General features: G+C 64.5%; 17 protein-coding genes. 7 read left to right on the top strand and 10 right to left on the bottom strand.

What is annotated here, in order from left to right; translation table 11 throughout:
- Window positions 1-115: 115 nt before the first annotated feature.
- The 4 genes from uvrA to CV770_RS28735 all read right to left on the bottom strand — a co-directional run bounded on the left by uvrA (window position 116) and on the right by CV770_RS28735 (window position 6,004).
- Window positions 116-3,091, bottom strand: coding sequence for an excinuclease ABC subunit UvrA (gene uvrA / locus CV770_RS28750; protein WP_104464777.1), 2,976 nt, complete (start codon window positions 3,089-3,091; stop codon window positions 116-118).
- A 284-nt stretch (window positions 3,092-3,375) separates the two neighbouring features.
- Entirely contained in the window at window positions 3,376-4,122 is a 747-nt protein-coding gene (locus CV770_RS28745; RefSeq protein ID WP_104464796.1) for an outer membrane protein, read from the bottom strand.
- Window positions 4,123-4,345: 223 nt separating this feature from the next.
- Window positions 4,346-5,020: an outer membrane protein gene (locus tag CV770_RS28740; RefSeq protein ID WP_091963333.1), complete on the bottom strand. Its 675-nt coding sequence runs from the start codon at window positions 5,018-5,020 to the stop codon at window positions 4,346-4,348.
- Window positions 5,021-5,254: 234 nt separating this feature from the next.
- A complete protein-coding gene (locus CV770_RS28735) occupies window positions 5,255-6,004 on the bottom strand; it encodes an outer membrane protein (RefSeq protein WP_091963335.1) in 750 nt (249 codons plus the stop codon).
- Window positions 6,005-6,452: 448 nt separating this feature from the next.
- Between CV770_RS28735 and CV770_RS28730 the strand changes: the two genes are divergently transcribed.
- Together CV770_RS28730 and gyrA are read left to right on the top strand one after the other, a co-directional pair.
- Window positions 6,453-6,950 (top strand): single-stranded DNA-binding protein, encoded by a 498-nt coding sequence (locus tag CV770_RS28730; RefSeq protein ID WP_018317913.1) that lies wholly within the window; start codon window positions 6,453-6,455, stop codon window positions 6,948-6,950.
- Window positions 6,951-7,307: 357 nt separating this feature from the next.
- Window positions 7,308-10,037, top strand: coding sequence for a DNA gyrase subunit A (gyrA, locus tag CV770_RS28725; protein WP_104464776.1), 2,730 nt, complete (start codon window positions 7,308-7,310; stop codon window positions 10,035-10,037).
- 65 nt (window positions 10,038-10,102) lie between these two features.
- Here the strand turns inward: gyrA and CV770_RS28720 are convergent, their stop codons facing one another.
- Window positions 10,103-11,956: a potassium transporter Kup gene (locus tag CV770_RS28720; protein WP_104464775.1), complete on the bottom strand. Its 1,854-nt coding sequence runs from the start codon at window positions 11,954-11,956 to the stop codon at window positions 10,103-10,105.
- A gap of 174 nt (window positions 11,957-12,130) precedes the next feature.
- Complete coding sequence (locus tag CV770_RS28715; RefSeq protein ID WP_018317917.1) at window positions 12,131-12,388, bottom strand: hypothetical protein; 258 nt, start codon at window positions 12,386-12,388, stop codon at window positions 12,131-12,133.
- Window positions 12,389-12,647: 259 nt separating this feature from the next.
- On the opposite strand from CV770_RS28715, the gene coaD reads away from it, so the two are divergent.
- The 5 genes from coaD (at window position 12,648) to queA (ending at window position 15,853) form a co-directional block, all read left to right on the top strand.
- Window positions 12,648-13,145: a pantetheine-phosphate adenylyltransferase gene (gene coaD / locus CV770_RS28710; protein WP_104464774.1), complete on the top strand. Its 498-nt coding sequence runs from the start codon at window positions 12,648-12,650 to the stop codon at window positions 13,143-13,145.
- Window positions 13,146-13,181: 36 nt separating this feature from the next.
- Window positions 13,182-13,745 carry a peptidylprolyl isomerase gene (locus CV770_RS28705; RefSeq protein WP_028144511.1) on the top strand — a complete coding sequence of 188 codons (564 nt, stop codon included), beginning with the start codon at window positions 13,182-13,184 and terminating at the stop codon, window positions 13,743-13,745.
- A gap of 9 nt (window positions 13,746-13,754) precedes the next feature.
- The gene (locus tag CV770_RS28700; protein WP_104464773.1) at window positions 13,755-14,177 is read left to right on the top strand and encodes a UCP034077 family protein; all 423 of its coding nucleotides are present in this window, start codon (window positions 13,755-13,757) and stop codon (window positions 14,175-14,177) included.
- Window positions 14,174-14,638, top strand: a complete 465-nt coding sequence (locus CV770_RS28695) for a peptidylprolyl isomerase (protein WP_018317921.1) — start codon at window positions 14,174-14,176, stop codon at window positions 14,636-14,638. Before CV770_RS28700 ends, CV770_RS28695 begins: the two co-directional genes overlap by 4 nt.
- A gap of 141 nt (window positions 14,639-14,779) precedes the next feature.
- Window positions 14,780-15,853, top strand: a complete 1,074-nt coding sequence (gene queA, locus CV770_RS28690; RefSeq protein ID WP_104464772.1) for a tRNA preQ1(34) S-adenosylmethionine ribosyltransferase-isomerase QueA — start codon at window positions 14,780-14,782, stop codon at window positions 15,851-15,853.
- A 126-nt stretch (window positions 15,854-15,979) separates the two neighbouring features.
- Here queA and CV770_RS28685 read toward each other — a convergent pair whose 3' ends face one another.
- From CV770_RS28685 to CV770_RS28670, 4 genes are all read right to left on the bottom strand, one after another.
- Complete coding sequence (locus CV770_RS28685) at window positions 15,980-17,017, bottom strand: aspartate-semialdehyde dehydrogenase (protein ID WP_104464771.1); 1,038 nt, start codon at window positions 17,015-17,017, stop codon at window positions 15,980-15,982.
- Between the two features lie 231 nt (window positions 17,018-17,248).
- Window positions 17,249-17,851, bottom strand: coding sequence for a PepSY domain-containing protein (locus CV770_RS28680; RefSeq protein ID WP_201760086.1), 603 nt, complete (start codon window positions 17,849-17,851; stop codon window positions 17,249-17,251).
- Window positions 17,852-18,102: 251 nt separating this feature from the next.
- A complete protein-coding gene (locus CV770_RS28675; protein ID WP_201760085.1) occupies window positions 18,103-18,849 on the bottom strand; it encodes a TetR/AcrR family transcriptional regulator in 747 nt (248 codons plus the stop codon).
- A gap of 136 nt (window positions 18,850-18,985) precedes the next feature.
- Window positions 18,986-19,930 (bottom strand): patatin-like phospholipase family protein (locus CV770_RS28670; RefSeq protein WP_104464768.1); only part of this gene is annotated, 945 nt, incomplete at its 5' end.

Below are 19,930 nucleotides of genomic sequence, written 5' to 3'. Positions count from 1 at the left end.
CTTCTCTGGAGTCTGCCAGTTCGTTGGTTACGACGCGTAACTTACGGTCTCGCGGGAAGAGCAGTGGCGCAATTACCTTCACTCATCCGCGCCCGACCGCTTTGATCCAACGTTGCTACTCCGCCGCCTCGCTCGTGCTCCTTCGCTTCGGCTTCCTCGCCTTCTTCAACACCGGCTCCAGAAACTTGCCGGTGTAGCTCCGCGGCGCCTTCGCGATGTCTTCGGGCGGGCCCCAGGCGACGATTTCGCCGCCGCCGTCGCCGCCTTCGGGGCCGAGGTCGATGACCCAGTCGGCGGTCTTGATGACTTCGAGATTGTGCTCGATCACGACGACCGTGTTGCCCTGCGCGACCAGCTCGTGCAGCACTTCCAGCAGCTTTTTGACGTCGTGGAAATGCAGGCCGGTGGTGGGCTCGTCCAGGATGTAAAGCGTGCGGCCGGTGGCGCGTTTGGACAGCTCTTTTGCCAATTTGACGCGTTGCGCTTCACCGCCCGAGAGTGTTGTCGCCTGTTGGCCCACGTGAATGTAATCGAGGCCGACGCGGTGCAAGGTTTGAAAAGTCTCGCGCACGCGCGGCACTGCCTTGAAGAACTCGGCAGCTTCCTCGACGGTCATATCGAGCACGTCGGCGATGCTCTTGCCCTTGAACAGGACCTCCAGCGTCTCGCGGTTGTAGCGCTTGCCCTTGCAGACGTCGCAGGTGACGTAGACGTCGGGCAGGAAGTGCATCTCGATCTTGATGACGCCATCGCCCTGGCAGGCCTCGCAGCGGCCGCCCTTGACGTTGAAGGAGAAACGGCCGGGCTCGTAACCGCGCGCCTTGGACTCGGGCAGGCCAGCGAACCATTCGCGGATCGGCGTGAAGGCGCCGGTGTAGGTCGCGGGGTTGGAGCGCGGGGTGCGGCCGATCGGCGACTGGTCGATGTCGATGATCTTGTCGATGTGCTCGAGGCCCTCGATGCGGTCATGCGGGGCGGCACCCTCGCTGGCATTGTTCAGCTTGCGGGCGATGGACTTGTAGAGCGTGTCGATCAGCAGCGTCGACTTGCCGCCGCCGGACACGCCGGTGACGGCGGTGAACAGGCCGAGCGGAATTTCGGCGGTGACGTTCTTGAGATTGTTGCCGCGCGCGTTGACCACCTTGATGGTGCGGCGGTGGTTCGGCGGGCGCCGCTCCGGCACCTCGACCTCGAGCTCGCCGGTCAGGTACTTGCCGGTCAGCGATTTCGGGTTGCGCATGATCTCGGCGGGCGTGCCTTCGGCAATGATGTTGCCGCCATGCATGCCGGCGCCGGGGCCGATGTCGAGAACGTGGTCGGCGAGCAGAATGGCGTCCTCGTCATGCTCAACCACGATCACGGTGTTGCCGAGGTCGCGCAGCCGCTTGAGTGTGTCGAGCAGGCGGGCGTTGTCGCGCTGGTGCAGGCCGATCGAGGGCTCGTCCAGCACGTAGAGCACGCCCGTCAGGCCCGAGCCGATCTGCGAGGCCAGGCGGATGCGCTGGCTCTCGCCGCCGGACAGCGTGCCGGAGGAGCGGGACAAAGTGAGATAGTTGAGGCCGACGTCGAGCAGGAAGGTCAGGCGCTCGCGGATCTCCTTGAGAATGCGTCCGGCGATCTCGTTCTGCTGCGCGTTCAGCGCCTCAGGCACGGTCTCGAACCATGCACCGGCGCCCTTCACGGACAGCTCGGAAATCTCGCCGATGTGCTTGCCGCCGATCTTGACGCAGAGCGCCTCGGGCTTGAGCCGAAAGCCCTTGCAGCCCTCGCAGGGCACGTCGTGGAAATACTTCGCCAGCTCCTCGCGCGCCCACTCGCTTTCCGTTTCACGGTAGCGGCGGTTGATGTTGGTGATGACGCCTTCGAACGGCTTCTTGGTGTCGTAGGAGCGCACCCCGTCCTCGTAGGAGAACTTGATCTCGTCCTCGCCGGAGCCGTGGAGGATGGCGTTCTGCGTCTTCTTGGCCAGGTCCTTCCACTTGGTGGTCAGCGTGAACTTGTAGTGCTTGCCGAGCGCGGTCAGCGTCTGCACGTAATAGGGCGACGACGACTTGGCCCAGGGCGCGATCGCGCCCTTGCCGATGGCGAGCTCCTTGTCGGGAATGACGAGGTCTTCGTCGACATGCTGCTCGACGCCGAGGCCGCCGCAGGCCGGACACGCGCCGTAGGGGTTGTTGAACGAGAACAGGCGCGGCTCGACCTCGGGAATGGTGAAGCCGGAGACCGGGCAGGCGAACTTTTCCGAGAACAGGATGCGCTCGGGTCCGCTCTTGTCGTGGATCTTGGCGGTCTTCTTCTTCTCTTCGGCGGGAGCCGCCGCCGGCGCGTCGGCGAATTCGACGACGGCGAGGCCTTCGGCGAGCTTCAGCGCGGTCTCAAAACTCTCTGCGAGGCGCTGGCCGATGTCGGCGCGCACCACGATACGATCGACCACGACGTCGATGTCATGCGGGAATTTCTTGTCGAGCGTCGGCGCTTCGGCGAGCTCATGGAAAGTGCCGTCGATCTTGACGCGCTGAAAGCCCTTCTTGAGCCATTCGGCGAGCTCCTTGCGGTACTCGCCCTTGCGGCCGCGCACGACGGGCGCGAGCAGATACAGGCGCGTGCCCTCGGGCAGCGCCAGCACGCGGTCGACCATCTGCGAGACGGTCTGGCTCTCGATCGGCAGGCCCGTGGCCGGCGAATAGGGCACGCCGACGCGCGCCCAGAGCAGGCGCATGTAGTCGTAGATCTCGGTCACGGTGCCGACGGTGGAGCGCGGGTTCTTCGACGTCGTCTTCTGCTCGATCGAGATCGCCGGCGACAGGCCGTCGATCTGGTCGACGTCAGGCTTCTGCATCATCTCGAGGAACTGGCGCGCATAGGCCGACAGCGATTCGACGTAGCGGCGCTGGCCCTCGGCGTAGATCGTGTCGAAGGCGAGTGAGGATTTGCCGGAGCCGGAGAGACCGGTGAACACCACCAGCTTGTCGCGGGGAATCTCGACGTCGATGTTCTTGAGGTTGTGCTCGCGCGCGCCACGGATCGTAATTGCGCGCAGGCTGGAGCCCGCGTTCTGTTGTTGGCGCTTCGCCTTGATCACTTCATCCATCCGAGTTGCCCTCAAGGAATCCCATGGGTGCGCGACCGCGCCAATAAAAAAGGCGCGCTCGCCCGGAACCGGGATCGGCGCCGATGGGGTTGTCAGCGAACGTAGGAAGAACGGAGACGGATTTCCAGTGGGACTTGCGAATCGTCAACGGAATGTTGGCGCGCTGGCGGCATCTGGCAGCAGGGGCTTTGCGGAACTGCGCGGCAAGGTGCCGCGAAAACAAAAAGGCCGGCGCGAGCCGGCCTTTCGTGACGATGCGACGTCGTAGCGATCAGGACTTCAGATCAATACCGGGCGACCACGGGGCCGCCGAAGGTGTAGTTGAGGCGGACGGTGCCCATGTCGACGTCCTGCTTGATCCGGTCGATGCGGTCGTTGACGCCGAGGGTCGTGAACGAGTTGTTGCGCTTGCCCATGAACAGATGGTCGTATTCGATCGCCACGGACCAGTTCGGTGCGAAGCCGAATTCGATGCCGGTGCCGACCGCGCCACCCCAGCGGGTCTCGCTCGCGCTATCGAGGACGACGCCGCCCAGCAGACCATTATATTTGGCGTGCGTGACAGCCGCGCCACCCTTCACGTACCAGAGCACGTTGTTCCAGGCATAGCCGACCTGGCCGGTGAACAGGCCAATCGCATCGATCTTGGACTGGTTGACCAGCGGTCCAAGCACCAAGCTCGTATTCGAGCCCTTCAGGTTGGCCCAGTCGCCCTGAGCTTCGAGGCCGAACACCCAGTTGGCCGACTGCCAGCGATAACCGACTTGGCCACCGACGACGCCGCCGGTCGCATTGTGACAGCCTTCAGCCGTGTCCGGACCCGCAACACCGAAGATATTGTTGACGTCCCAGCAGTTGCGGCTCGAGGCGCCGCCGCCGTTGATACCGATGTAGAAACCGCTCCAATTGTACATCGCGATCGGCGCGACCGGAGCCTTGGTGTAGGGGCGGGCCGCCAAATCGGCCGCCGAGGCCGGTGCCAACGCGCTGAGTGCGAACAAGCTAGCCGAAGCCAGCAAAAGCTTCTTCATATCCATTCCCCAGTTCCCGTTCCTCGTTCTGACCTTCCGGAAAGCGGAAGAGCCAGCGGACCTATGACCCGACTAATGTCATTGCTTTACACCATTAAAGCCAAAGGTTGTGTCACCCGGGCGCCACATCTCTGCGAAAACGCGAGCGAGCCGGTTGGCGCGCAAAAAACAAAAAGGCCGGCGCAAGGCCGGCCTTTCGTAACGCGAGGCGTTGAAGTGTAGCTTAGTACTTGGCGACCACGGGGGCGCCGAAGTGATAGTTCACGCCGACCTGCACGGTGTGGAAGTTGAGCGTGCCGGTGGTGATCGGAGCGCCGAGACCGGAGAAGTAGGTCTCGCCGCCGAGGCTGCGATAGAGGTACTCGCCCTTGACCGACCACTGCGGAGCGAAGAACGCCTCGACGCCGGCGCCGACGGTCCAGCCCGAGTGGAACTTGCTGTCGGAGACAGTCACGCCGAGCGCGCTGACGCTGACCTTGTTGTCGATCCAGGCGTAACCACCGGTGCCGTAGAACAGCACGTTGTTGACGGCCCAGCCGATGCGGCCACGGACGGTGCCGAGCGCGTCGGTCTTGGACGACACGGTGATGCCGAGAGCGGTCGCCGAGGCGCTGACGTCAGCCCAGGAACCATCGGCCTCGATGCCGAACACGACGTTGCCGGCCTGCCAGTTGTAGCCGGCGGTGCCGCCGACGAAGCCACCCTTCATCTTCGGGTCGCCGGAAGCGTTTTCCCAGGCGCCGCCACCGACGATACCGAGGTAGAAGCCGGTCCAGTTGTAGACGGCCGCTGCCGGAGCGATCGGAGCCTTGGTGTAGGGGCGGGCTGCGAGGTCGGCCGCCGAAGCGGGCGCAGCGAGAGCGAACAAACAGGCCGAAGCCAACAAAACCTTCTTCATTTTCAACTAATCCCAGTCCCAGTTTCTGTTGTTGCCTTCCTGACCGGAAGGGCAGCGGACTCAACGGCCCAACTAACGCCGTGCTTACACCACCAAAGCCGCAAGTTGTGTCTCCGAAAAGCCACATCGGTCGAAAAGGTGATGGTTACTGACTTATTGCCTCCACTCATGTCGCGCCAAACGAAAAAGGCCGGCGCGAGGCCGGCCTTAGACTTCAACGATGTCAGAGGGATATCAGTACCGCGCGACGCCGGCCGCACCCCAGTTGAAGTGATAGTTCACGCCTGCCTTGACCGTGTGGACGGTATCGGTCCACTCGGACCGGTTGGTCACGACGGGGCTGTACTGAATGGTGCTCTTGCCGAAATCGATATAGTTGTATTCGACCTTGGCCGACCAGTTCGGAGCGAACATGTATTCCGCGCCGGCGCCGACGGTCCAACCCCAGCGGGTGTTGTTCTGGATGAAGACGTTTCCGGGGATGCCATCGTAGCGATGCTGAATGTCGCCGACCGCAGCGCCGCCGCTGACGAAGAAGAGAGCGGGGCCGGTCGAGTAGCCGAGACGGCCCTTGATGTCGCCGAAGCCGCGGATTCTCGTGAAATAGGTGTCGCCGAGGCCGGCATTGATCTCGGCCGAACGACCGTTGATGTCAGCCCAATGATAGTCGCCCTCGATGCCGAACACCCAGTTGGCCGCCTGCCAGTTGTAGCCCACCACGCCACCGACAAAGCCGCCGGTGGTGTCGTAGTTCTGACTTCCAGCAAACAGCGCCGTATTCGGACCGCCAAAGAAGGTTTCGTCGCTGCGGCCCCAGGCACCGCCGCCCTGCACACCGAGGTAGAAGCCGGTCCAGGTATAGATCGGAGCGGGCGGCGCGACCGGCGCCTTTGTATAGGGACGTGCTGCGAGGTCGGCAGCACCGGCCGGAGCCGAGAGGGTCAGCGCAACCGCGCCGGCGAAGCCAATCAGAATCTTCTTCACTGTAATCTCCCCAGTCGTGTCCGCCTCTCTGAGTTCCCCAAGGCGGACTATCAGGCGCGAGGCCCATTGCATCAATTCCAGGCACGACGATAGCTCGATTCTGCGGCAGAGTCCGTGCCCGGAGCGCAACAGTTGGTGGTAATCGGCCTTCCTCTAACTTAATGAATGTTAAATGGTTTTTGTCATTCACGGGAACCCGATTTGGTTCCATCCCAATTGCCATCATGGCGCCATTTAGGCGCCATCCCGTCTCCACATTTGGCAGCGATTTCTGCAGGAACAAATCTGGAACGGACCGCCGGTCGGTGCTATATGTGGGGATAACCTTGGGGGTGACGGGCTGAGCAGCCCCTGCAAGCGTATAGGGTCGCCTTAACAGGGCGCAGAGGAACGCGGGCAGCGCGCTCGGCCTTAGGAAATTCAGTGGCATTCGGAGTGGAGAGCGGCGATGGCGGGAAGCGTCAACAAGGTCATTCTGGTTGGAAATCTCGGCAAGGATCCTGAAATCCGCCGCACCCAGGACGGGCGGCCGATCGCGAATCTGAGCATCGCCACCTCCGAGACCTGGCGCGACAAGAACAGCGGTGAGCGCAAGGAAAAGACCGAGTGGCACCGCGTCGTGATCTTCAATGAAGGGCTCTGCAAGGTCGCCGAGCAGTACCTGAAGAAGGGCGCGAAGGTTTACATCGAGGGCGCGCTCCAGACCCGCAAATGGACCGACCAGAGCGGCGTCGAGAAGTACTCGACCGAGGTCGTGCTCCAGGGCTTCAATTCAACGCTCACGATGCTCGACGGTCGCGGCGGCGGCGGAGGAGGCGGCAGCTTCGGCGACGAGCCGGGCGGCGATTTCGGCTCCTCCGGACCCGTCAGCAGCGCACCGCGCCGTCCCGTGGCCGCCGGCGGCGGTGGCCGCAACAGCGACATGGACGACGACATCCCGTTCTGAGCACGGACCGGACGATGAGGGGGCGCTGGCCGGCTGAGCGGCGCCTTCCCATTTCGTGTCAGCAAACCTTACTAATCCGCAGAAAGGGCTCGGGATTTCCGGGCCCGCTTCATGTTTGGGTTGAACTCGGATCGCGCCGGCGCAATCGCGTCGACGGCGCACGCCGGCCGCGCGATTGACGAGGTCGCGGAGGTGATTTCGGAAGGCCTGTTCCGGGCCCCTCCGAGGCGCCCTCCGTACAGCCGTAAGTTATTGGAAAAATAAGCGGAAAAAGCGCTTCCCTGAAGCCTGCAAGGGTGGTTATCAGGGGCTCGATGCGCTATATGATTCCCAGATAAAACCTCACCGGATTCCCCCTTGGCTGACGACGACAAGCCCGGCGACCAGCCGGGGCAACCCTCGGATATTCGCCCCGTCTCCATCTTCGAGGAGATGAAGAAGTCCTATCTCGACTACGCCATGAGCGTGATCGTGGCGCGGGCGCTGCCTGATGCCCGCGACGGTCTGAAGCCGGTGCACCGCCGCATCCTGTTCTCGATGAACGAGCAGGGGCACACGCCCGACAAGAAGTACGTCAAATCCGCCCGCGTGGTCGGTGACGTCATCGGTAAGTATCACCCGCACGGCGACCAGTCGATTTACGACGCCATGGTCCGCATGGCGCAGGACTTCTCGATGCGCGTGCCGCTGATCGACGGCCAAGGCAATTTCGGCTCGGTCGATGGCGATCCCCCGGCCGCCTATCGTTACACCGAAGCGCGCCTGACCAAGGCCGCGCTGGCTCTGCTGGCCGACATCGACAAGGACACCGTCGACTTCCAGCCGAACTACGACAACAACGAGACCGAACCGTCGGTCTTGCCGGCCAAGTTCCCGAACCTTCTCGTCAATGGCGCCGGCGGCATCGCGGTCGGCATGGCGACCAATATCCCGCCGCACAATCTCGGCGAGGTCATCGACGCCTGCGTTGCGCTGATCGACAACCCCGCGCTCACCATCGACGAGCTCATCAACATCGTGCCGGGACCGGATTTCCCGACCGGCGGCGTCATTCTCGGGCGGCAGGGCATCCGCGCCGCCTATCACCTCGGCCGCGGCTCGGTCGTCATGCGCGGCAAGGTCGCGATCGAGACCATCCGCAAGGAGCGCGAGGCGATCATCATCACCGAGATTCCCTACCAGGTGAACAAGGCGACGATGGTCGAGCGCATCGCCGAACTGGTCAAGGAAAAGAAGATCGAGGGCATCGGCGACCTGCGCGATGAATCGGACCGCGACGGTTACCGCGTCGTCATCGAATTGAAACGCGACGCCGTGCCGGATGTGGTCCTGAATCAGCTTTACAGGTTCACGCCGCTGCAAACGAGCTTCGGCGTCAATATGGTGGCGCTCGACAGCGGCCGTCCGCGGATCATGCATCTGAAGGACCTGCTCGCGATCTTCGTCGACTTCCGTGAGCGGGTCGTCACGCGCCGCACCAAGTACCTGCTCGCCAAGGCGCGCGATCGCGCCCATATTTTGGTCGGTCTGGCGATCGCGGTGGCCAATATCGACGAGATGATCCGCGTGATCCGGACCTCGCCGGATCCGACCACTGCGCGCGACACCCTGATGTCGCGCGACTGGCCGGCCCGGGATGTCGAGGACATGCTGACCCTCATCGACGATCCCCGTCACCGCATCAGCGCGGACGGCACGATCCGGCTGTCGATGGAGCAGGCGAGGGCCATTCTCGACCTGCGCCTTCAGCGCCTCACCGCACTCGGCCGTGATGAAATCCGCGACGAGCTCGACAAGCTCGCCGGCGAGATCGCCGATTATCTCGACATCCTGCGCTCGCGCGAGCGTGTGCTGGGCATCATCAAGACCGAGCTTGCCGAGGTGAAGGCCGAGTTCGCCACGCCGCGCCGCACGGTGATCATCGAGCAGGAAGGCGAGGTCGAGGACGAGGACCTGATCCAGCGCGAGGACATGGTCGTCACGGTGTCCCATGCCGGCTACGTCAAGCGTGTGCCGCTGTCGGCCTACCGGGCCCAGCGCCGCGGTGGCAAGGGCCGCGCCGGCATGCAGACCCGCGACGAGGATTTCGTCTCGCGCCTGTTCGTGGCCTCCACGCACACGCCGGTGCTGTTCTTCTCCTCGCGCGGCCAGGTCTACAAGGAGAAGGTCTGGCGTCTGCCGATGGCCGCGCCGAACGCGCGCGGCAAGGCGCTGATCAACATCCTGCCGCTGGAGCAGGGCGAGCGCATCACCACCATCATGCCGCTGCCGGAGGACGAATCCACCTGGGGCGAGCTCGACGTGATGTTCGCCACGACAGGTGGCAATGTCCGCCGCAACAAGCTGTCAGACTTCGTCGACGTCCGCCGCTCCGGCATCATCGCCATGAAGCTCGACGACGGCGAGTCGATCGTCGACGTGCAGATCTGTACCGAGCGCGACGACGTGCTGCTGACCGCTGCCGGTGGCCAGTGCATTCGCTTCCCGGTCCCCGACGTGCGCGTGTTCACCGGGCGCACCTCGATGGGCGTGCGCGGTATCGCGCTCGGCGAAGGCGACAAGGTGATCTCGCTGGCGATCCTGCGCCATGTCGAGACCACCTCGGATGAGCGTTCGGCCTACCTGAAGATGCGCCGCGCCGTCGCCGGCGAAGCTGCGGCCGAAGACGCTGCCGTGGACGCCGAGGCCGAGGAGACCTCCGGCAGCTTCCAGCTCGCGCAGGAGCGTTACGCCGAGATGTCGGCGCAGGAGCAGGTCGTGCTGACCGTCTCCGTCAATGGCTTTGGCAAGCGAACCCTGTCCTACGAGTACCGCACCACCGGCCGCGGCGGCAAAGGCATCGTTGCCATGAGCGTCAACAACCGCAACGGCAATCTGGTCGCGTCCTTCCCGGTGGAGGATGCCGATCAAATCATGCTGGTCACCGACAAGGGCCAGCTGATCCGCTGCCCGGTCGAAGGCATCCGCATCGCCGGCCGCTCGACGCAAGGCGTGATCGTGTTCGACACCGCCGAGGACGAGCACGTCGTCTCGGTCGAGCACATCACGGAAGAGGCCGAGAGCGGCAACGGGGCGAATGGCGAATAGGGAATAGGGAATAGCGAATTGGGTGAGCTGCTCAATTCGCTATTCGCCACTCACTACTCGCCGCCCTAAATCTCCAGCTCCGTGCCGAACTCCACCACCTGCTTGGTCGGCACGCCGAAGAACGCAGCAGAGCGTTCGGCGTTGCGCTGGAGGAAGGCGAACACGCCTTCGCGCCAAACCCACATGCCCGGAATGTCCTCGCTGGGAATGATGGTCTCGCGGCCGACGTAATAGGTGATGTCGGAGAGGTCGATGCCGGGCAGCTTGCTCTGGCGGCAGACGAGATTCAGGCCTTCATAGATCGTCGGGTTCTGCATGAAGCCGTAATGCAGGATCACGCGGGTGATGCCGGGAATGATCTCGATCACCTCGGCGCGTTCTTCGTCCGCGATGTGCGGCAACTCCTCGATCAGCACGGTGACCAGCAGCACGCGTTCGTGCAGCACGCGGTTGTGCCTGACGAACTGGGTGAGCGCGAGCGGCACGCCGCGCGGTGCGGAGGCCAGGAACACGGCGGTCCCGGGCAGTCTTGCGCTGCACTTGTTCACGGCGGTCTCGATCAGATCTTCCTCGGGCTGCCGCAGCCGGCCCCTCGCGGCCTCGACCAGCTTCACGCCGGCGCGCCAGGTCAGCATCATGAAGGCGACGAGGCCGGCGAGCAGCAGCGGAAACCAGCCGCCCTCGAACAGCTTGACCGAATTGGCCGAGAAGAAGATCACGTCGATGACGAAGAAGAAGCCATTCACGGCAACCACCAGCCAGGGCGAATAGCCCCACTGGATCGCCACCAGCGCGGCGAGCAGCGTCGTGATCGCCATCAGGAGCGACACCGCGATGCCGTAGGCGCCGGCAAGCGCGTCCGACGTGCCGAAGCTCAGGACCGCCCCGAGCGTCGCAGCCGCAAGCAGCCAGTTCACTAGGGGCACGTAGATCTGGCCGATCGCGTCGCTCGTGGTGTGACGGATCAGCATGCGCGGCAGGAAGCCGAGCTGGATCGACTGCTGGGTCAGCGAGAACACGCCGGAGATGATCGCCTGCGAGGCGATCACGGTCGCGACTGTCGAGAATGCGACGAGCAGATAGTGCAGGGCGTCGGGACAGAGCTGGAAGAAGGGGTTCTCGATCATCGTGGGATCGGTGATCAAGAGCGCGGCCTGGCCGAAATAGTTCAGCACCAGCGCGGGCAGGCAGATGGCGAACCAGGCGAGGCGGATCGGCAGGCGGCCGAAATGTCCCATGTCGGCGTACATGGCCTCGCCGCCGGTCACCGCGAGAAAGGCCGCGCCGAGAATTCCGAACGAGATGTGGAAATCCTGGTGGATCAGGAAGTCGAAGGCGTAGAGCGGGCTGAGCGCCACCAGCACCGCCGGCGCCTTGACGATGCCGTGGATGCCGAGCGCCGCGAGCACGACGAACCAGGCCAGCATCACCGGCCCGAAGATGCGGCCGATGAAGCCGGTGCCCTGCTTCTGCATCATGAACAGGCCGATCAGGATGGCGACGGTCACGGGCACCACGGCCGGCGCAAGCGAGGGGGCGTCGACCTTGAGGCCCTCGATGGCTGAGAGCACCGAGATCGCCGGCGTGATCGCGCCGTCGCCATAGAGCAGGGCAGCGCCGACGAGCCCGACCACCAGGAGGTGGGCGCGCCATGTGCCTGGCTGGGCGTGGCGGGCATGGAGCAGCGCCAGCAGCGCGACGATGCCGCCTTCGCCGCGATTGTCCGCGCGAAGGATCAGCAGCGCATATTTCAGCGAGATGATCAGCAGCAGGGCCCAGAGGATCAGCGAGGCAATCCCCAGGACAGCGTCGTGACTGAGTGTGCCGCCATGGGCAGCCGCCTTGGCGGCTTCCTTCAGGGCATAGAGCGGGCTGGTACCGATATCGCCATAGACTACCCCGAGGGCGCCCATGGTCATGGCAAGCGGTAGCGGATCAGGATGGTGGCCGGAGGCGACAGCGGGCGTACTGGACAATGGCAACCCCCCGATGGGATCGCGCCCGACGGGCCATTCCGGCGGGCGCGAGCAACGCAGTCTGCGACGAGACGTCGCAAAACTCCATCGGGATTATGTGACGTGAAGCTGACAGGCCTACGGGGTGCGGTTGGCGGTCACGAGGCGAGCCTCGCGGACATTCGCCTTGGTGCCGGCCTTGCGCAGGCAGGAGGCCTCGAAATTCGGCCAGGCCTGCTGCGAGCAGTCCTTGCCGATGGCGCGGATATCGAGCCGGTCGCTCTTGGCCAGCGGCTGCGGCACGCTGGCCTCGACGCTCGGGGCAAAGCCGGGCAGGAGGGTAAGGGCGGCGGCGACACACGCAGACAGAGCGATCGCTGAAAGAGCCTTGATCATTTGACAGTCCCCTGTGATGCGGCCGCCTACGCCCAGTGTGCGGCCCGTCATTCGTTGGCCGGATTAGTAACCATGGCCAGTTTCCGGACGTCTTCGCCGGCACGGGAAATGGTTTCGTGTCCGCGCCGCTTTGTTTCGTGGTCGCTCTCAGGACGAAACAAACCGGCCATTGCCGACGCGGCCGGCGGGATTTTCGCCGGAAACGGCTGGGGAACCGGCCCGGCTTGCCGGGCCGGGCCGGGCGCGGTAGGAGGGGGCCATGCCGCGCATTGCCTTCTACCCAGGTTCCTTCGACCCCATCACCAATGGCCACCTGGACGTGGTCCGGCACAGCGCTTCCCTGTGCGACAGGCTCGTGGTCGCGATCGGGGTCCACCCCGGCAAGAAGCCGCTGTTCTCGACCGAGGAGCGGCTGAAGATGCTCCACGACGTCTGCGGGCCGGTGGCGGCCCAGGCCGGCTGTGTGCTCGAAGCCGTGACGTTTGACGATCTGTCGGTGACCGCAGCGCGCAAGCACGGTGCGACGATCATGATTCGGGGCCTGCGCGACGGTACCGACCTCGACTACGAGATGCAGCTCGCCGGCATGAACGAGGCCATGGCGCCCGAGGTCCATACGGTCTTCCTGCCGGCGTCTCCCATGGTCCGCCCGATCACCGCCACTTTGGTGCGCCAGATCGCCGCCATGGGTGGGGACGTCTCAACCTTCGTCCCGCCCCAGGTTGCGGCCCAGCTCAAGGCAAAATTCGCCGCATAACGGCGCGTTTCCTTTTCTCTCTGATCCGGAGTTGTCATGATCCGAATTCTCGCAGTCCTTGCCGCGCTTCTGTTCGCGGTGCCGGCGGTGGCGCAGCAATTGCCGGCCAATCTCGACAAGGCCAACGCCATCGTCATCGACACCACCAAGGGCCGCATCGTCATCAAGCTGCGCACCGATATCGCGCCCCAGCATGCCGAGCGCATCAAGCAGCTCGCGCGCGAGGGCTATTACAACAACGTGCCGTTCCATCGCGTCATGGACGGCTTCATGGCGCAGACCGGCGACGGCCAGAACTTCAACGGCACCGGCGGCTCGAAATATCCGAACCTGAAGCAGGAATTCTCCAAGGTGCATTTCGCCCGCGGCATCGTCGGCATGGCCCGGCGCGGCGACAGCGTCGACAGTGCCAACTCGCAGTTCTTCATCATGTTCGCCGACGGCGGCAGCCTCGATAACCAGTACACCGTTATCGGCGAGGTCGTGCAGGGCATGGACGTCGTCGACAAGCTGAAGAAGGCTCCTCCAGGCTCGGCCGGCGGCGCCGTGACCGATCCCGACAAGATGGTGAAGGTGCAGGTCGCCTCCGACATCAAATAGGAGAGGGCGATGGCGCGCTGTGGCGACAAGCTCCTGCTGGTTGCTGCGGTGCTGTTGCTCGGCGTGTCCAGTGCGGCCGCCGAGGATAGGCAGGTCAATACCATCCAGGATATCTTCCGGCATCTGCGCACCTGCTGGAAACCACCGCCGGCCGCCAAGGCTCGCCCACTCGACATCACCGTCGTCGTGAGCTTTAACCGGTCCGGCGACATTCTGGGCCATCCGAGGATCTCCTATGAATCCGCGGAGGCCTCCGACAATGACCGGCTGCAATACCGGATCGCGGTGATGGAGGCGTTGCAACGCTGCACGCCGATGCCATTTACCGAGGCAATGGCCGGCGCCGCCGCGGGACGTCCATTCGCGATCCAGTTCCGCAGCCGCAAAGCGCCTGACAAGACTTCACCTCCAACTCAAGAGAGACGAGCATGAGCGCCACCGAAAACACCCTGATCCTCGAGACCACCCAGGGCCCGGTCACCATCGAGATGCGGCCCGACCTCGCGCCCGGTCATGTCGCGCGCATCAAGGAACTGGTCCGGGAGGGCTTCTACGACGGCATCGTGTTCCACCGCGTGATCGACGGCTTCATGGCGCAGACCGGCTGCCCGCAGGGCACCGGCACTGGCGGCTCGGGCAAGAAGCTGAAGGCCGAGTTCAACAAGGAGCCGCATGTGCGCGGCACTACCTCGATGGCGCGCGCCGCCAACCCGGATTCCGGCGACAGCCAGTTCTTCATCTGCTTCGACGATGCCCGCTTCCTCGACAACCAGTACACGGTGTGGGGCAAGGTCACCGAGGGCATGGAGAACGTCGACAAGATCAAGCGCGGCGAGCCCGTGCAGAACCCCGACAAGATCGTCAAGGCGCGGATGGCGGCGGACGCTGAGTAATCGTTTCCCCTCATGGTGAGGAGGCGCGAAGCGCCGTCTCGAACCATGAAGGCCGAGCTGATGCAGCCGGGCCTTCATCCTTCGAGACGTGCGTTCCGCGCTCTTCAGGATGAGGCGTGACTGCACGGCGCTGAGCCCGACATGCGCACCGACCTGTTCGATTTCGACCTGCCCGCCGAGCGCATCGCTTTGCGCCCGGCGAGCCCGCGCGACTCCGCGAAGATGCTGGTCGTGGAGAACGGCGCGCTGCGCGAGCAGACCGTCGCCGACCTCGCACAATGGCTGAGGCCGGGCGACCAGCTCGTCGTCAACGACACCAAGGTGATCGCGGCGCAATTGAAGGGCCGCCGCATTGGCCGCGAGACCGAGCCGAGGATCGAGGCGACGCTGATCAAGCGGCTCGACGGCTCGCGCTGGCAGGCGCTGGTGAAGCCGGCGAAGAAGCTCACGGCCGGTGACCGCATCCGCTTCGGCAATGAAGGCAAGGTCTGCCTGCTCGGCCATCTCGATGCCGAGGTCGAGGCCAAGGGCCTCGAGGGCGAGGTGACGCTGTCGTTCTCGTTCCACGGCCCGGCGCTGGATCAGGCCATCGCCGACCTCGGCAGCCCGCCGCTGCCGCCCTACATCGCCTCCAAGCGCACGCCCGACGATCAGGACCTTGCCGACTACCAGACCATGTTCGCGGTGAACGAAGGCGCGGTCGCAGCGCCCACCGCGGGACTGCATTTCACCCCGGCGCTGGAGCAGGCGCTGCGCGCGCGCGGGGTCGGCATCAACCAGGTCACGCTGCATGTCGGGGCAGGGACGTTCCTGCCGGTGAAGGTCGACGATACCGAAGGCCACAAGATGCATGCCGAGTGGGGCACGATCTCGGCCGAGACGGCGGAGCGCCTCAACAGTGCGCGGAAAAATGGTGGCCGCATCATCGCCGTCGGCACCACGTCATTGCGCTTGCTCGAGAGCGCCGCGAGCGAAGACGGCACCATCCAGCCCTTCGCGGCCGAGACCTCGATCTTCATCACGCCCGGTTATCGCTTTCGCGCGGTCGATGTCCTGATGACGAATTTCCATTTGCCGAAGTCGACGCTGTTCATGCTGGTGTCGGCGTTTTCGGGGCTGGAGACGATGAAGGCGGCGTATGCTCATGCGATTGCGAGCGGGTATCGGTTTTATTCGTATGGCGATGCGTGCTTGCTCTTCAGGTCGCGCGGCTAAGCGCTGGCGCTGTGGGGTGGGCAAAGCGAAGCGTGCCCACGTCTTTCTTGAATAGGGGGTGAGAGTGGTGGGCACGGCGCTTGCGCGCCTTTACCCACCCTACGATACCAGTTGCTAAGACATCGACTACGCCATCACCCGCTGCGGCAACAGCTCCGCGATCTGCACCGCATTCAGCGCTGCGCCCTTGAGCAGCTGATCGGCTGCCACGAACATCGAGATCGAATGCCCTGAGGGATCGCTGAGGTCCTTGCGGATGCGGCCGACCAGGACGTCGTCCTGACCCGAGGCGTCGATCGGCATCGGGAAGTAGTTCTTGACGCGGTCGTCGACGACCTTCACGCCGGGCGCCCGGGCCATGATGGCGCGGACCTGATCCTCGGTGATCTCCTTCTCGCATTCGAAGGTGATGGCCTCGCAATGGGCGCGCAGCACCGGCACGCGCACGCAGGTGACGCCGATCGCGATGGTCTCGTCCTCGAAGATCTTGCGGGTTTCCTTGATGACCTTGGTCTCTTCGTCGTTGTAGCCGGTGTCAGGGTCGACGGCGGTGTTGTGGTTGAAGAGGTTGAAGGCGTAGGGGTGCGGCATCACCTTCGGCGTATAGACCTGCCCGTTGAGATTGGCGCGGGTGGATTCGACGAGCTCCTCCATCGCGGCCGCGCCGGCGCCGGAAGCGGCCTGGTAGGTCGAGATGATGACGCGCTTGATGCGGTTCTTCTGGTGGATCGGCCACAGCGGCACCAGCGCGGTGATCGCGGCGCAGTTCGGGTTGGCGATGATGCCCCTGTGGTCGCGGATCCGGTTCGCGTTGATCTCGGGGATCACCAGCGGCACGTTCGGGTCCATGCGGAAGGCGGAGGAATTGTCGACCACGACCGCGCCGGACTTCACCGCAATCGGCGCATACTTCTTGGAGATGCTGCCGCCGGCGGAGAACAGGGCGATATCGACGCCTTCGAAGGAGCGCTCGGTCAGCTCCTCGATCACGACCGGCTGGCCGCGGAACGACACCGTCTTGCCGGCCGAGCGGGCACTGGCCAGCGCCTTGAGCTTGCCGACGCGAAAGCCGCGCTTGTCCATGGTGGCGATGAATTCGGCGCCCACCGCACCGGTGACGCCGACAATCGCGACGACGGGATCGTTACTCACTTTGTCCTCCATTGAATTGCGAATTAGACAACAAAAAAGCCCCGGACCATCGAGGGCGGGGCTTGCCGTAGAGCTGATGCGTTTTAGTCGACGACTACGCGCGCACGCCTCCCCGGGCCCCTGAGGCCGTGGTGGTTTTGGTCGTGCGTTTGGTGGTCGTGAACATGGCGGCGACTTATGGGCGAGAGTCTTGCGCCCGTCAATGGCTTTTCGCCCCGGTCGATGCCCGGGGCCGGACTCCCGCTATTTCGTCTTGGCGCCCGGCGGCTCGAGGGTGACCTCCTTGAGGTCGTCGCCGCTGACGACGACGATCGAAAAGTTCAGCCGGCCGCGTTCGCGCACCAGCCCGCCGCTGATCGCCTTGCCCGAGGCGGCGCGTTCGGCGACGCGCACGGCATCGGCGAGGCGGTGCCTGATTGCACCGAGCGCTGCGAGGTTGTCGCGATCGTCGTGGTCGAGCTCAGTGAGGGGGAGGGCGGCTTCGCCGCCGACGAGCTCGCCGGTCGTAGCATTGATGGTGTGGCGCCAGATCCGGTCGTTGTGCAGGGTCTTCACCCGGTACACCGGCACGCGGGCGGCCCCGTCAAAACTCACATCCGCCGTGGTGGCGCCGGCGTGCCGGGCTTCGGCGATCGACATGGCCTGGCTGATCGAGATCGACGAGCTGCGGAAACGCTCGATCTCACGGCTGACGGCTTGGCGGTCGGCCTCGGCATCACCATCTGTGTCGCTGTGAAGGGCGGTCGGCGTACCCGCGGTCACGATCGCCCGCGCAGGCGCGACGATGAGCAGCGCAGGCAAGGCGATCACAAGCAGTCGCGAGGTCCATCGTTCGGTTGTCGTCATGCTCGAAACCCTCGGCCAGCGAGTGTGCCGGATGATCGTAAAGAATTCGCGGCCGGCCTTGGGCATCGGCCGGCCGCGGAGCGCCGCACCGGGCTGTACCCGGTACGGCGATCTCAGCGGTACGGGCCACTTTTGGGGCTGGTGAAAAAAGCGGTCCGTATCGCTTATAACTAAACCATACCGTATCGTTTTATTTTGGTCAACGGCGCGGGCGGTTTCCCATGGGGAAAGCGCGCAATCTCACGGAATTGTCAGCGCGGGGGGCGTCGCCGCGGCGAGCCTTTGGTGGTGCTTTGGACGCGGTCGGCAGGCCCTAGCGCACCGGCGAGGAACAGCTTGATGGCCGTGCGCATCCGCTTTTCGGCGACCTTCAATTCGAGCGCCATCCCGAACGTCGCCATGCGGTGGGTGTGACCGACGACGACGTCGAGGAACACTTCCGCCGCGATGTCGGTGTCCTCGACGTCGAGCGCACCTTGCGCCACCAGATGGTCGAAGAAGCGCGCCGTGGTGGCGACGGCCTTCATCCAGCCTTCCTCCTTGCCGAGCTTGGCGACGTCGGGGAAGTTGATGGCCTGCGACGTCATCATGCGGCTGAAGGCGACGGCGTCGGGTCCGCAGGTGAATGTCAGCATCTCGCGCCCGATCTCGACCAGGCGCTGCTCGACCGAGATGTCGGAGGCGCTGGAGAGCTGCGTCTCGGCGGCGGCCGACAATGGCGCAAGCCAGCGCGCAATCTCGCGCCTCAGCACGGCGGCAAACAGGCCGCGCTTGTCGCCGTAGCGGGAATAGACCGTGGGCTTGCTGACCCGGGCCGCTTCCGCGACCGCGTCGAGCGAGGTGGCGTCGAAGCCGCGGTCCAGGAACAGGCGGGTGGCGACCTCGATCAGCCGCTGGTCGCGCTCGATGGCGGCGGTCTTCGTCGGCCGGCCGCCGCGGGATTTCGGCACCTCGCGCCGCGGCGCTGCTGGTCTCGTCCTGGTCGCAGTCAATCCCATGCCCAATGATTCCTGCGCGTTTCTAAAGGTCGTCATTCGCTCTATATCGCGCAGGAGCGGAGGCGTCATCGCGAATCTGGCCGAATTGGCCGTATCGTCAACGGTTTCGGCAGGGCCTCGTTCCGTCTCCGGAAGCTCACGGCACCGTCGAGCTCCAGGCCTGACCGGCAGCGGCCTTCTCATATCCGTATTGGTAGAGCGCCCGCATATAGGCGGTGTCGAACCCTTCCGACGGCGGCGCCGGATACTCGCGCGCGATGTAGGAGAGGTGGAAGCCGAGGCGGTTGCGCTTGGCGAAATCATAGGTCGAGAAGATGATCGAGCGCGTCTGCGACTGGGTGATCGCCGACAGGCTGCGCGAGGCGACATCGATGGTGCCGTTGGAGACCAGCTCGAAATTGCGTTCGATCTTCTTGTTGACGAGGATGTAGATGTCCATCTTCGCGTTGCCGGGCAGGCGGTTGCCCTGGAAAAGCAGGGCTTCCGGCAGCGTCAGCACCGGCGCGGTCACGCCGCCATCGACATGCATCTCCTGAAACTTGCGGCCCTGACCCTCGGCGTCGATCATGATCGGCGGAAACACCAGGGGGATGCTGGCGGAGGCCGCCATCACGTCGCGAAACAGCTTGAGCGCCTCGGGCGTGCCGACCGCGGCGATCTTGCCCATGTCCCAGATCGCGGTGCGCTGGGTGTCGAGATCGGTCGTCACCACCAGGAGCTTTCGGCCCTTGGCATTCTCGCGCGCGACTTGCGCCATGATCTCCGGCCCGACATAGCGGGCGACGAGTTCGCGCAGCCTCGTGTTGCCGAACAGGCCGGATCCGAACAGCACGCGCATGATGCTGGGATCGTTCAACAGGGTCTCGGCGATGCCGCTGGTATAGACCTCCTTCAGCGTGTCGTCGTATTGCGAGCCCAGAAACGCAAACGGCGCGATCAAGCCGCCGGTGCTCACGCCCGAGACGACGGAGAAGGTGGGACGGGTTCTGGCCGCGGTCCAGCCGTTGAGCACGCCGACGCCGTAGGCGCCATCGGCGCCGCCGCCGGATAGCGCCAGATAGGACTTCGTCGCGGTGCTGGT

Origin of the sequence: Bradyrhizobium sp. AC87j1, assembly GCF_002936975.1 — a bacterium.
In the GTDB taxonomy this organism is placed as follows: Bacteria; Pseudomonadota; Alphaproteobacteria; order Rhizobiales; family Xanthobacteraceae; genus Bradyrhizobium; species Bradyrhizobium shewense.
The sequence above is the reverse complement of the archived record's forward strand: the minus strand, read 5'-3'. Positions and strand labels throughout refer to the sequence as shown.